The 12,556-nt window shown below is 42.0% G+C and carries 11 protein-coding genes; 5 read left to right on the forward strand and 6 right to left on the reverse strand.

Translation table 11 applies throughout. From position 1 onward, the window contains the following. The first annotated feature begins 6 nt into the window (after positions 1 to 6). A complete protein-coding gene (locus ABG082_RS01990; RefSeq protein ID WP_348936477.1) occupies positions 7 to 747 on the forward strand; it encodes an alpha/beta fold hydrolase in 741 nt (246 codons plus the stop codon). Between the two features lie 38 nt (positions 748 to 785). On the opposite strand, the gene ABG082_RS01995 is transcribed toward ABG082_RS01990, so the two are convergent. Continuing rightward, complete coding sequence (locus ABG082_RS01995) at positions 786 to 1,700, reverse strand: DMT family transporter (protein ID WP_008347299.1); 915 nt, start codon at positions 1,698 to 1,700, stop codon at positions 786 to 788. Positions 1,701 to 1,831: 131 nt separating this feature from the next. Here ABG082_RS01995 and ABG082_RS02000 point away from each other — a divergent pair, with 131 nt between their 5' ends. Continuing rightward, complete coding sequence (locus tag ABG082_RS02000) at positions 1,832 to 3,169, forward strand: PLP-dependent aminotransferase family protein (RefSeq protein WP_008347297.1); 1,338 nt, start codon at positions 1,832 to 1,834, stop codon at positions 3,167 to 3,169. Here the strand turns inward: ABG082_RS02000 and ABG082_RS02005 are convergent. Together ABG082_RS02005 and ABG082_RS02010 are read right to left on the reverse strand one after the other, a co-directional pair. After that, positions 3,156 to 3,857, reverse strand: coding sequence for a 4'-phosphopantetheinyl transferase superfamily protein (locus ABG082_RS02005; protein ID WP_008347295.1), 702 nt, complete (start codon positions 3,855 to 3,857; stop codon positions 3,156 to 3,158). The two genes, ABG082_RS02000 and ABG082_RS02005, sit on opposite strands and share 14 nt — an antisense overlap. Positions 3,858 to 3,982: 125 nt before the next feature. Further along, positions 3,983 to 4,627 carry a YitT family protein gene (locus ABG082_RS02010; RefSeq protein WP_007498187.1) on the reverse strand — a complete coding sequence of 215 codons (645 nt, stop codon included), beginning with the start codon at positions 4,625 to 4,627 and terminating at the stop codon, positions 3,983 to 3,985. 548 nt (positions 4,628 to 5,175) lie between these two features. Between ABG082_RS02010 and ABG082_RS02015 the strand changes: the two genes are divergently transcribed. From ABG082_RS02015 to ABG082_RS02025, 3 genes are all read left to right on the forward strand, one after another. After that, entirely contained in the window at positions 5,176 to 9,228 is a 4,053-nt protein-coding gene (locus ABG082_RS02015) for an isopeptide-forming domain-containing fimbrial protein (protein WP_348936478.1), read from the forward strand. A 6-nt stretch (positions 9,229 to 9,234) separates the two neighbouring features. Continuing rightward, the gene (locus ABG082_RS02020) at positions 9,235 to 9,795 is read left to right on the forward strand and encodes a class D sortase (RefSeq protein WP_008347291.1); all 561 of its coding nucleotides are present in this window, start codon (positions 9,235 to 9,237) and stop codon (positions 9,793 to 9,795) included. A gap of 109 nt (positions 9,796 to 9,904) precedes the next feature. Then, a complete protein-coding gene (locus ABG082_RS02025; protein WP_008347289.1) occupies positions 9,905 to 10,189 on the forward strand; it encodes an AbrB/MazE/SpoVT family DNA-binding domain-containing protein in 285 nt (94 codons plus the stop codon). Between the two features lie 39 nt (positions 10,190 to 10,228). On the opposite strand, the gene ABG082_RS02030 is transcribed toward ABG082_RS02025, so the two are convergent. From ABG082_RS02030 to tcyA, 3 genes are read right to left on the reverse strand one after another with little or no spacing between them, the layout of a single operon-like run. After that, the gene (locus tag ABG082_RS02030; RefSeq protein WP_348936479.1) at positions 10,229 to 10,972 is read right to left on the reverse strand and encodes an amino acid ABC transporter ATP-binding protein; all 744 of its coding nucleotides are present in this window, start codon (positions 10,970 to 10,972) and stop codon (positions 10,229 to 10,231) included. Positions 10,973 to 10,984: 12 nt separating this feature from the next. Further along, complete coding sequence (locus ABG082_RS02035; protein WP_017366604.1) at positions 10,985 to 11,677, reverse strand: amino acid ABC transporter permease; 693 nt, start codon at positions 11,675 to 11,677, stop codon at positions 10,985 to 10,987. Then, positions 11,664 to 12,479 carry a cystine ABC transporter substrate-binding lipoprotein TcyA gene (gene tcyA, locus ABG082_RS02040; RefSeq protein ID WP_007498178.1) on the reverse strand — a complete coding sequence of 272 codons (816 nt, stop codon included), beginning with the start codon at positions 12,477 to 12,479 and terminating at the stop codon, positions 11,664 to 11,666. The genes ABG082_RS02035 and tcyA overlap by 14 nt, the downstream gene beginning before the upstream one ends. Positions 12,480 to 12,556 lie beyond the last annotated feature (77 nt).

Raw genomic sequence — 12,556 nt, forward strand, 5'->3', positions numbered from 1 at the left:
GGACGTATGAACCAATTATTTAAAACCTTTGAAAAAAAATCAGATATGATTCAGCTTATTTGTTTTCCTTTTGCAGGCGGATATTCCGCCTCTTACCGTCCGCTCTTTGAAAAGCTGAAGGACACGGCCGAAGTGACAGCAGCAGAGCCTCCGGGTCATGGAACGAACCTCATGCCGCTTGAGTCAAGCATTGACCGGTTGGCTGAATTGTATAAAGAAGGGCTGACAGGTAAATTAAACCGTCCATTTATTTTGTTCGGACATTCCATGGGCGGACTTGTGGTGTACAGACTAACTCAGCTACTAGAAAAGGAAGGCATCGATCCGGCAGCAGTTGTCATTTCTGCCATTCAGCCGCCACAAACAAAAAGACAAATATTGACCCATTTATCGAATGAAGCATTTGTTCAGCATATCGCTGAAATGGGCGGGATTCCAAAGGAATTGTTAGAGAACAAGCCAATGATGGATTACTTTACACCATCCTTACGTGCCGACTATCAAGCATTAGAATCCTTCCAGCATACAGACAAAACAATCATTGAATCACCCGTTTATTTATTGAACGGAAAGCAAGATAAAAAATGTATGGAAGACGCAGCCGGCTGGCTAACATGGGCAAACGCCATCGAACGCACTGATTTCGAAGGAGGCCACATGTATATCAACACACACCTCGAGCAGTTCGCAGAACATATGAGGCATGTCATTGAGCAGACAACAAAAAGGCAATTCATCAGCCAATAAAAGAAAACAACGGCCCCGTCAAACGAGGGCCGTTTTCTTTATGAATTCCCCTTCCTCACCACATTCCCGCCAATCACTCCGCCAATGACGAGCACAGCTCCGATGAGGTGAACCATATCAATCGTTTCATGTAAAATAAGCACGCCAGCGGCAATGGTAATGAAAGCAGAAAGATTGTTAAAGATACTCACCTTTGCTGCTTCAAGGTGGGAAAGAGCATAGTTTGATAAATACGCTGTGAGCAGTGATGAGAGAATGCCTAAAAAGAGCATAGACCATACAAAGGATGGCTGCGTAAACGGACTGAAAAACTGCGGTAGTGTAGCATGTACCGAGTGCCGAATGAGAGCAGCAGCATTAAAGAAGACAAATCCAAAGAATGTCATCACGAAAGTCAGTTCAATGACATGGAATCGCCGTGTCATCACCCTGGCAAATACGCTATAGGCACTGGATGATAAGGCTGAAAGTAAGATTAGCACATAACCAATGAGATGAGAATGTTTCACATCAATTCCCTTCACCACAAAGAGGAGCATCACCCCGGACACAGAAAGAATGGTAAACAGCACCTGAATCGAGGTAGGACGTTCTTTTAAACACCATGCTGCAAGCACCATTGTCAAAATGGGGATGGTCGCCTGAATAATGCCAGCCTCTGATGAAGAGGTGAACATCAGCCCCCACACTTGAAATGCAAAAAACAACACAGGATAAAGCAAGGAAAATGGCACAATGTAAATAAGATCACGCCATTGAATGGAAAAACGGTACTTTTTTCGTAAAAATGGAAATAACAAAAGAGCGGCTGCGAAAGAAACGGTAAATCGGTGTGCCAATACATCAATCGGATTCGCTGATGCTAAAGCCACTTTGACAAACAAGAATGAAAAACCAATTATACAGGCGTATGCGATCGAGGCAGCATACGCTTTTTGTTTTGACATATCCATCAGAATTCTCCTTACAAGAGCATGCATGCTTCAGTTGAATTGACCGGTTCTGTCTTTTTATCGTAAACGGATCAAGTAAAGTGTACAATAAGAGTTATTGATATCTGTACCGGTACAAGGAGGGTAGTACTGTGAGGAAATATGATCAGCTTGTGTTGAATATAAAAAACAAAATCGAGAGCGGTGAATACAATGCTGGAATGAAAATCCCATCCATTCGTCACTTAGCGGCTCAATATGCTGTGAGCAAAAGCACTGTCATAAAAGCACTAGACACGTTAGAGCGTGAACACTTGCTGTACTCTGTAGAAAGAAGTGGCTATTTTGTCGTAAAAACCAATCAGTCAGCCGTTAAGAAGGGCAGCACATGGATTGATTTTGCTTCCTCTGCGCCTGATCCCATTGTGTTTCCGTATGTCGATTTTCAGCACTGCATCAATCAAGCGATTGATCTGTATCAAAATGATTTATTTATCTATGGCACCACCAATGGATTACCATCTTTACTGCCAATCATTTCAAAGCGTTTAACGGATTATCAAGTGTTTGCCTCTCCAGAACAGATCGTTATGACCTCTGGTATTCAGCTGGCTTTATCGATTTTAAGCACCATCCCGTTTCCAAATGGAAAACAGACCATATTGGTCGAACAGCCAGGCTATCACCTATTCCTCCAATACTTAGAGAAAAACCAGCTGCCTGTCCGGGGGATTCAGCGTACGGAAAAAGGACTCGATCTTCAGGAATTGGAGCGTATCTTCCGAGAGGAGGATATTCGCTTTTTCTATACGATGCCAAGGTTTCAAAACCCGCTTGGAACGAGTCTGTCGAAACAAGAAAAAATAGCGATTGCAGCCCTTGCCGAAGCATATGATGTCTATATCGTTGAAGATGATTATTTGGCTGATTTAGAATTCGATACAAAAAGAGACCCGATCTATTCATATGATCAGGCGGGGAAGGTCATTTATTTAAAAAGCTTCTCAAAAATCATTTTTCCAGGGCTTAGAACAGGTGCTGTCGTCTTACCAAACGAGCTGATTGGCCCCTTTAGTGAACATAAACGGCTGATTGATATCGACAGCTCGATGCTGTCGCAGGCTGCTTTAGAAATTTATTTGAAAAGCGGGATGTTTGAGCGTCATAGAGAAAGGATGCAGGCGACCTATAGAGCTCGATCCAAACAACTTGTGGCCTGTTTGAAACATGATGAAGGCGCTTATGAGCTGGGAGAAGAGGAGCCAGCGACCCATACCCACATTCGTGTCGACCGGTCCATTCCGATGAATCAGCTCATTCAGCAGCTAAAAAAGGCTTCTGTGATGGTTCAGCCGATTGACCGCCATTTCATTTCTACTTATCAAAAGGAGCCTATACTTCAGCTGAACATTTGGCATGTAAAAGAAGAGGAAATCGCACGAGGCGTCGATTTGCTAAAGTCATCACTTCAACAAATCACACGTTATTAAGGCGAGACAGCATGTTCTCACAAGTGAGTATCTCGACGTGCTCAGCCGCAGCGGGTTTTCTTGTACAAACTGCCATTTGGTAGGCAGGATCAAGTGAATATGTTTGGACAACGCAAGGGTCTTCGTGATCAGGTAATCTCAAAGTAGCCTGTCCATCCTCTGACAAGCGAGCGGTAAAGGATGAAAGACCATAGGATATTCCCTTCCCTGTCAGCTTGATAAAAGCCTCCTTCATGGACCATAGATGAAAGAAATAGGCTTCCTGCCGTTCTACCGGCTGTGAGAGTAAATCTTGATATTCGTCAGCTGAAAAAAATCGTTTGGCAATGGCTAAATCAATCGGTTTGATCTCTTCAATATCAATGCCAACAGGCGCATCATCTACTGCGCCCACGACCCAATCACCAGAATGAGAAAGATTAAAATGAAAAGAAGGAATTTGCCGGACAACAGGCTTTCCGTTCCCTTCTGTTTCAAAAATGATCTGTTCCATTGGCAGTGCGTACATCTCATGAATGATGTGACGAATCAGTACCTCACCTAACAGCGTTCTTCTTGCATCGATCAAAAAACGAAAGCGCTCAGCGGCGGCGCGTTTTTCAAATGACACAAAAGGCTTCAGCTGTTCTATTTGTTTTCGTGCATTTTTATCATCTAAAGGTTGTAATTGAATAGCGAAAATCTTCATAACGGACCTCAATTTTTTACATTTATTGTACCATTGGATGAACACCTTGCGAAGCATCCTTTTCAATAGAAGGGTAAAGTTGGTCTGCACAAGAAAAGCCATTCTTTTCATAGAATGGCTTGTTCTTATCGGGTAAGGGTTTGAACAGGTTTCTCCGCTGTTTTTGTAATGAGCAGCTGCAGAAGCCGAGTTGATTGCGGCAAGGAAAAGCGAAGGACGAGTCCTGTAAAGATGGCGGTCAGAATCGTTCCAATGCCAATCGGTCCGCCGAGCATCCATGCAAATAGAAGCACGGTTAACTCAATACCATTTCGAACCCACTGTACGTTCAGCCCCGTTTTTGCTGAGATGAGCAGCATTAATGAATCCCTTGGCCCAGCGCCAAGATTAGCTGAGACATAAATGCCAACGCCATACCCAGACACAATCACGCCCGTAATAAACACATATAAAGCAGGTAAATACCCATGTGGTGCAGGTAATACTGCATTAAAGAAATCAATAAACACGCCGATCAGCACCATATTGAGCAGTGCGCCGATCTTTGGAAAAGATTTCGTGAAAACAGATGTCAGTGTCACAATGAGTGCACCAATAATGATGGACCATTGTCCAATGGTTAAACCAAAATGCTGAAACAGTCCATAATGAAAAGCGTCCCAAGGACCAATGCCAAGGATCTTTCCTTTCACTGTCAGCGATAGTCCAAAAGCAAGTACAATCAATCCAACAAAATAAAAAAACCAACGTAAAAGATGTTCCCGCTTCAAAAGCTTTCCCTTCTTTCTTAAACACTCGATTTCAATCGTAACATACTCGCACGCCCCTTTAAATGGCTTTGCTCAATTGTAATCGCTTACTCGATAAAAAGAATTTTTTCCATAAAAAGAGCAGAAAACATCAAATGTTGGAGCAAGACTTTTGAATTGTTTTTTTTAACAAAGCGAACCAATAATTAACAATTTTTATGAAAATAAGAAAAAAATTCAATATAAAATGACAAAAAAACAACCCTTATCCAATTAAAGAATATTCAAGATAAAATAGAATAGATTGTATGTAAATTGCGTCGTTAGGCCTGTTTTTATTGATAGATAAAATATTTGATACACGATAAAAAAACTTGTTTTATTGGAAAAAACATAGATGGATCAGATGTCGAAAGCTGTATATGACCAAAGGGCTATTTTTGTCGAAAATAGTCTTTTGGTCATGTTGAGGGTTCTGAAATGTTACTGATATTCTTTACCAAAGTGTGGGAGGTGAACTGGTACATACCATTATGATTTAGAGCAGGGAAAAGGGGATGTTAAAAAAAATGAACATAATAAAAAGAACGAGTCAATTATTTCTTATATTGGTGCTGATTGCTGGGAATTTATTAACAGTTTCGCCACCTGTTACGAAAGCCGCTGGGACGGTGGTTGTCAATAACGCAGATTCCTACATGATTGGAAATGGGAAGTTAGTTCTTTATCAGCTTGATGGGCAAAATCCAACAAACGTAAAGGCTAGTGTACAGGTGAAGGGAATTAATTCGACTGTAGTGAACGGTGTTGCTGTGAATGACCAAGAAAACACTGTGTATGCAACTACGACAGCAAGTGGAGAGCCAGTTCTTTATAAAATAAATGCGACCACTGGACAAGCAGAGCGTGTAGGTGTTTTAGGCGGAAGAGCGCCTAATGCCGTTGTTTATAACGGTAAATATATTCATTCGTATGAGGTTGGTGGAGAACCCTACCTTGCAACGTACGACTTAGCAACTGGTCAAAAAACGGCCAAGAAAATTGTTGGTTATGACGTTGGCCCTGGCATTGGCGGAGACATTGGCGGAGACCTTGTAGTCGATAAGGATGGCTATCTTTGGTTCGCATCTAATACCAGTGGGTCCATTGCGCAAATGAATCCTGAAACAGCTGAAGTCATTCGAGTGATTCCAATCACAAATGCAGATGGTAAACCTATTGAGGGAGGAGTACGAGGAATTAGCTTTTTGCCAAATGGGCAAATGCTATTACAATCAGGAAAAGATGACTCTATTGGTCATTCCACTCTTTTTACACTTGATGCGAAAACATTAAGTACAACATATTTAGGCATTGCAGGTGATTCATTATCTTACGACTTAGCTTCACGTGTGAAGCCCGAATTCGATCCATATCCGCCTAACCTTGAATCAGAAAAATCGGTTGCTTTACAGAAAAAAGCAGAAGGCAACACAGATGAAAAGAATCCAGAAGTAGGCGACACTTTGCTTTATACAATTAGAGCAAAAAATACGGTGCAATACGGCGTTCTTAAGAATCTGACCATATCAGATAATCTTCCGAGTAGTTTAACCTATGTTTCTGGATCTCTTAAGGTAGACGGTACAAGCGTAACTGATGCCAAAGATCAAGACAAAGGTGATTATACAAACGGCACTGTGACAGGTCAAATAGGTGATGTGAAAGACACTGATTGGCACACCGTGACATTTGAAGCGAAAGTAGCAAAAGGTCAAGCTGGCAAGGATATTCAAAATACAGCGAATGTCGAAGGGGATAATACACCACCAGACAAACCAACAACAAACATAGAAATTTATCCTCGTGATCCAAAGCTTGAATCAGAAAAATCAGCGGTCTTACAGAAAAAAGCAGATGGTAATACAGATGAGAAGCATCCAGAAGTAGGCGACACATTGCTGTATACCATTCAAGCCCGTAACGCTGTTGAAGATAGTGTAATAGAAGACCTTGTGATTTCTGATAAGTTACCTCAAGGATTATCTTATGTACCAAATTCTCTACAGGTAGATGGGAATCCAGTCACAGATACAAAAGATGACGACAACGGTGATATGACAGATGGAACTGTCACTGGAACGTTCGGTGAAGTGAAAGATGTGAAATGGCATACCGTGACGTTTGAAGTCACAGTTGAAAAAGGTCAGGCAGGCAAAGACATTCAAAATACAGCCAATGTCACAACCGGCAATACACCGCCAGACAAGCCGACAACGAATATAGAAATCTATCCTCGTGACCCGAAGCTGACTTCTGAAAAATCAGCCGTCTTGCAGAAAAAAGCAGATGGCAATACAGATGAGAAGCATCCAGAGGTCGGTGATACCCTTCTTTATACGATTAAAACAAAGAATACGATAGAAGACAGTCTCGTTGAAAATTTAGTGATCTCAGACGAACTGCCGGAAGGATTAGCGTATGTGCCGAATTCCCTTGAGGTAGACGGACAAGCGGTCACAGATGAGAAAGATCAAGACAATGGTGATGTCACAAACAGAACCGTCTCAGGACAATTCGGTGACATTAAAGATACAGACTGGCATACAGTGACCTTTGAGGTCACGGTTGAAAAAGGACAATCTGGTAAAGATATTCAAAATACAGCCAGTGTCACAGGTGACAACACACCTCCAGATGATCCGACAACAAAAACAGAAATCTATCCTCGTGACCCGAAGCTGACTTCTGAAAAATCAGCCGTCTTGCAGAAAAAAGCAGAAGGTAACAAAGATGAGAAGCATCCAGAAGTGGGAGATACCCTGCTTTATACAATTAAAACAAAGAACACGATAGAAGACAGCCTTGTGGAAAATCTAGTGATCTCAGATCAATTACCAAAAGGGCTGAAGTATGTCGCTGGGTCTCTTGAAATTGATGGAGAATCCGTTACAGATGTGAAAGACGACGATAGCGGTGACTACACAGATGGAAAGGTCACCGGTTATTTTGGTAATGTGAAGGACACAGACTGGCATACCGTGACGTTTGAAGTGACAGTTGAAAAGGGACAGGCTGGTCAAGACATTCAAAACACTGCCGAAGTAACTGGTGAAAACACGCCGCCAGATGATCCAACAACGAAGACAGAAATTTATCCTCGTGATCCAAAACTAGCATCAGAAAAGACAGCGAGCATTCAGAAAAAAGCAGAAGGGAACACAGATGAAAAAACACCACAGGTAGGCGATACCCTTCTTTATACGATCAAAACAAAGAATCTTGAAGAGGACAGCATCGTCGAAAATCTCGTGATTTCAGATAAACTGCCAGAAGGTCTTGAATACGTCGAAGGGTCATTAAAAGTAGATGACCAAGCCGTCACAGACGCAAAAGATGCCGATAACGGAGATTACACAAAAGGTACAGTCACCGGACAATTTGGTGATATCAAAGACACGGACTGGCATACTGTGACGTTTGAGGCGAAAGTAGCCAAAGGACAAGCAGGTAAAACCATTCAAAACACAGCGAAAGTAACAGGCGAAAACACGCCGCCAGATGAGCCGACAACCGAAACAAATATTGATCCAAGAGATCCAAAGCTTGAATCAGAAAAAACATCTGAGATCTCTCAAAAAGCAGAAGGCAATACAAATGAAAAACAAGTTCAGGTAGGCGACACCCTTCTTTACACCATCAAAACAAAAAATAGTGTAGAAGACAGTATCATCAAAGATTTAGTCATCGCAGATCAACTGCCAGAAGGTCTTGAATACGTCGAAGGGTCACTAAAAGTAGATGGACAAGCTGTCACAGATGCAAAAGATGATGACAACGGAGACTACACAAAAGGCACAGTCACCGGTCAATTTGGTGATATTAAAGACACAGACTGGCATACGGTTACTTTTGAAGCGAAGGTTGCTAAAGGCCAATCAGGTAAAAGCATTCAAAACACAGCGAAAGTAACAGGCGAAAACACGCCACCAGATGAGCCGACAACGGAAACAAACATTGATCCAAGAGATCCAAAGCTTGAATCAGAAAAAACATCTGAGATCTCTCAAAAAGCAGAAGGCAATACAAATGAAAAACAAGTTCAGGTAGGCGACACCCTTCTTTACACCATCAAAACAAAAAATAGTGTAGAAGACAGTATCATCAAAGATTTAGTCATCGCAGATCAACTGCCAGAAGGTCTTGAATACGTCGAAGGGTCACTAAAAGTAGATGGACAAGCTGTCACAGACGCAAAAGATGACGACAACGGAGACTACACAAAAGGCACAGTGACCGGTCAATTTGGTGATATCAAAGACACGGACTGGCATACGGTTACTTTTGAAGCGAAGGTCACGAAAGGATCTGAAGGTAAAACCATTCAAAATATCGCAGTTGTGAAGGGTGATAATGTTGACGAACCAGACAAACCTGAAAACTCAACAGCGGTAGTACCGCCGCCGCATGTGCCAGGGGTGCCAGCAAATCCAGAGCAGCCTTCTCATTCAGAACCGGATACACCTGGTCATCATCTTCCGAACACTGCAACAGAGATGTACAACCTTTTACTAGCAGGATTTGCACTTGTACTAATAGGTGCATCCCTTATTGTATGGAAAAGAAGAAAAAGAAACGGATAATCGTCCATGTTTCAAAAAATCATCTCAGCTCTATTGATTACAGCAGGTATTTGTCTTGTGATTGTAGGATATATGAAAATCGTTGATGGACAAAGACAAGTAGATCAGTCATTCCAGTCTGCACAAGCAGCCATCCAGCAAAAGGGGAAAGCGGATTCCCCTTTTGTGCCGAAGGCTGGTGAAACCATTGGGCTCTTGCACATTCCAAAGTTAAAAGCTGAGTTACCAATTGTAGAAGGAACAGCGGCGGAGGATTTGGCAAAGGGAGTTGGTCATTATCACGAGAGCTATTTTCCTAATGAACAGGGACAAATCGTTTTATCTGGGCATCGTGATACTGTGTTTAGACGAACAGGAGAACTTGTGAAAGGGGATCAACTCGTTATTGAGCTTTCATACGGTCGATTTACCTATGAAATTGAGAAAACAAAGATTGTGAAAAAAGATGATCAAAGTATTATTACACTACAACAGGAAAAGGAAGAACTTATCCTCACCACATGTTATCCTTTTTCTTTCATTGGTCCTGCACCAAACAGATATATCATATATGGGAAGCGTGTTTAGCCATTGGATCAGCCTGCAGCTCCTTCTTTCATTAACCGATTAGAGCGCTTAATCCCTGGATAAACAGGGAATCGTCTATATCATATCTAGAGATGCAGGGGGGGTCAATTTGTTAAGTAAAGACTATGTAAAGTATATAGATAACGTCGGAAGAATTGTCCTGCCAACAGATATAAGAAAAAGGTTGAAAATTCATCCCCGAGATATGGTGGAGATCTATCAAGAAGAAGGTCACATTGTGATGAAGCCGTATTGGCAGGACAAGCCCTGTATCGTCACAGGAGAAGTGACAAACTCCAACAAAGTGCTATCGGGTGGAGTGGTCATCAGTCCAGAGGGAGCGAGACTGCTCCTTCAAGACTTATTGGCGCTTCGCCTGAAAAAAGAGATATAAAAAAAGGCTGTTCTCATCAAGTGAGAACAGCCTTTTTGATCATACTGGATTCAAAATCCGGTTTAAAAATTGCTTTGTTCGTTCTTCCTTTGGTCGTTTGAAGATTTCTTCAGGAGGACCTTGTTCGACGATCACGCCGCCATCAATAAAAATCACTTCGTCCGCCACTTCTTGGGCAAACTTGATTTCATGTGTGACAACCGCCATCGTCCAGCCTTCTTTCGCTAAATCTTTCATGACCTTTAAGACTTCCCCGACAAGCTCAGGATCAAGCGCAGAGGTTGGTTCATCAAAAAGCATAAGCTCTGGCTGAATGGCAAGTGCACGGGCAATGCCGACACGCTGCTTTTGACCGCCTGACAGCTGGAAGGGATACAAATCTTTTTTATCCTCAAGTCCTACCTTTTGCAGGAGCTGAATCGCTTCTTTTCGCACCTCTACTTTTGGCCGGCGCTGGACTTGGACTGGACCTTCCATCACATTCTCAAGAACAGTACGATGCGGGAACAGATGATAATCTTGAAACACCATGCCTGACTTCCGGCGAAGCTTGAGCAAATCAGCTTGTTTATTTTTTTTAGAAAAATCAATCGAGAAATCATCGAAGGTAAAGGAGCCGGCATTTGGAATTTCAAGTGCATTTAAACAGCGAAGCATCGTTGTTTTCCCTGAACCTGATGGACCAAGAATCGCCACAACCTGCCCTTTGTTGATCGTAAAATCAATCGACTTTAAAATCTCATTTTCACCAAAGGATTTGTTTAAGCCTTTGACTGTTAGCATGTCGTTCCCTCCTTACCTTGCGACATATCGATCAAGTCGTTTTTCAATTTGGTGTTGAACGAGCGATAGAATGAAGCAGAATACCCAATAGATCAGGGCTGCTTCCATATAAATAAATAAAATTTGATCCAAGTTCGCCGCAGCAATTTCCTGTGATTTACGGAACATCTCTGCCACAAGGATTTGGGAAGCAAGCGATGTATCTTTCACCAAACTAATGAAAGAATTAGACAGCGGCGGAATCGATACACGCACTGCCTGCGGTAAAATCACGCGGACGAGCGTTTTGCGATGGGTCATCCCAATCGAATACCCCGCTTCCCATTGTCCTTTTGGAACAGATAGGACGGATGCACGGATAATTTCCGAAGCATACGCACCTACGTTTAAAGAAAAAGCGATGATAGCACTTGGATATGGATCAAGTGTGATATTAAATGTCGGAAAGAAATAGAAAATAATAAACAATTGCACAAAAAGCGGCGTTCCGCGAACGGCCGACACATAGATGGAGAAAATCCATCTGAGGGCTTTGATTTTAGACATTCTAGCAAGAGCTGTCACAAGCGCGATAAAAAGACCAATAATGAAGGCAATGATGGCAAGGGGGATTGTATAATAAATCCCCTGCATCACCATTGGCCAAAAAGATTGCTGAAGAAGATCCCAAGGAATGACGACTCCTAGGGTATTACTTTGTAACATCTTCACCAAACCATTTCTTAGAAATCTTAGCAAGTGTACCGTCTTTCTTCATTTCTTTTAGTGCGCCATTCACTTTGTCAACGACTTCGCCGCTGCCTTTTCTGAAGGCAAAATACGTTTCTTGTGGATCTCCTGTTTCAAATGCAACTTTTAGGTTTTTGTTACCGCTTGTTTTCAAGTAATTCAAGACAGCCAATTTATCATTGAACGTCAAATCAGCACGTCCTTGCTGAATCAATTGAATAGATTGTGCAAGACCTTCAACGCCTTCAATCTTAGCGCCAGCATCTGTTGCTAGTTTATTGTAGTTACTTGTTAACGATTGTGCTGCTTTTTTGCCTTTGACATCAGATAGTTTCTTGATGTCGTTGTTATCTGATTTTGTCACAACAATAGCTTGAGATGTCGTGTATTTATCAGAGAAATCATATTGATTTTCACGTCCAGTTTTACCAACTTGGTTCGCTACCACATCAAAACGTTTAGAATTCAGACCAGCAAACATGCTGTCCCATTGTGTTTCTTTGAATTCTGGTTTTAAGTCAAGACGTTTTGCGACTTCTGTGATGACCTCGACATCATAGCCAGTTAGTTTATCTGTCTTTTTGTCATGGAAGGTGAAAGGAGCATATGTACCTTCTGTACCGATGGTTAATACGCCTTTATCCTGAATGGATTTCCAAAGGTCACCTGATTCCTTAGACCCAGATTGTTTATTTGCGCTGTCGTTTGCAGCTGATCCGCATGCCGTGATCAATGCAACACAAGCGCCTAAAATAATGGCAAAGAACATTTTTTTCATTTTATTCCCCACTTTTCTTGTTGGTATTTACAACATATGATCTTACAGAGAAGCAACCTAAAAGTAAAGCATTTGAA

Origin of the sequence: Bacillus sp. BS1807G30, from assembly GCF_040047675.1 — a bacterium.
Classification (GTDB): Bacteria; Bacillota; Bacilli; order Bacillales; family Bacillaceae; genus Bacillus; species Bacillus altitudinis.

Coding starts and splice junctions, on each gene's coding strand:
- ABG082_RS01990 (WP_348936477.1), top strand. CDS start 7: ATGAACCAATTATTTAAAACCTTTGAAAAAAAATCAGATATGATTCAG.
- ABG082_RS01995 (WP_008347299.1), bottom strand. CDS start 1,700: ATGGATATGTCAAAACAAAAAGCGTATGCTGCCTCGATCGCATACGCC.
- ABG082_RS02005 (WP_008347295.1), bottom strand. CDS start 3,857: ATGAAGATTTTCGCTATTCAATTACAACCTTTAGATGATAAAAATGCA.
- ABG082_RS02015 (WP_348936478.1), top strand. CDS start 5,176: ATGAACATAATAAAAAGAACGAGTCAATTATTTCTTATATTGGTGCTG.
- ABG082_RS02020 (WP_008347291.1), top strand. CDS start 9,235: ATGTTTCAAAAAATCATCTCAGCTCTATTGATTACAGCAGGTATTTGT.
- ABG082_RS02030 (WP_348936479.1), bottom strand. CDS start 10,972: ATGCTAACAGTCAAAGGCTTAAACAAATCCTTTGGTGAAAATGAGATT.
- ABG082_RS02035 (WP_017366604.1), bottom strand. CDS start 11,677: ATGTTACAAAGTAATACCCTAGGAGTCGTCATTCCTTGGGATCTTCTT.
- tcyA (WP_007498178.1), bottom strand. CDS start 12,479: ATGAAAAAAATGTTCTTTGCCATTATTTTAGGCGCTTGTGTTGCATTG.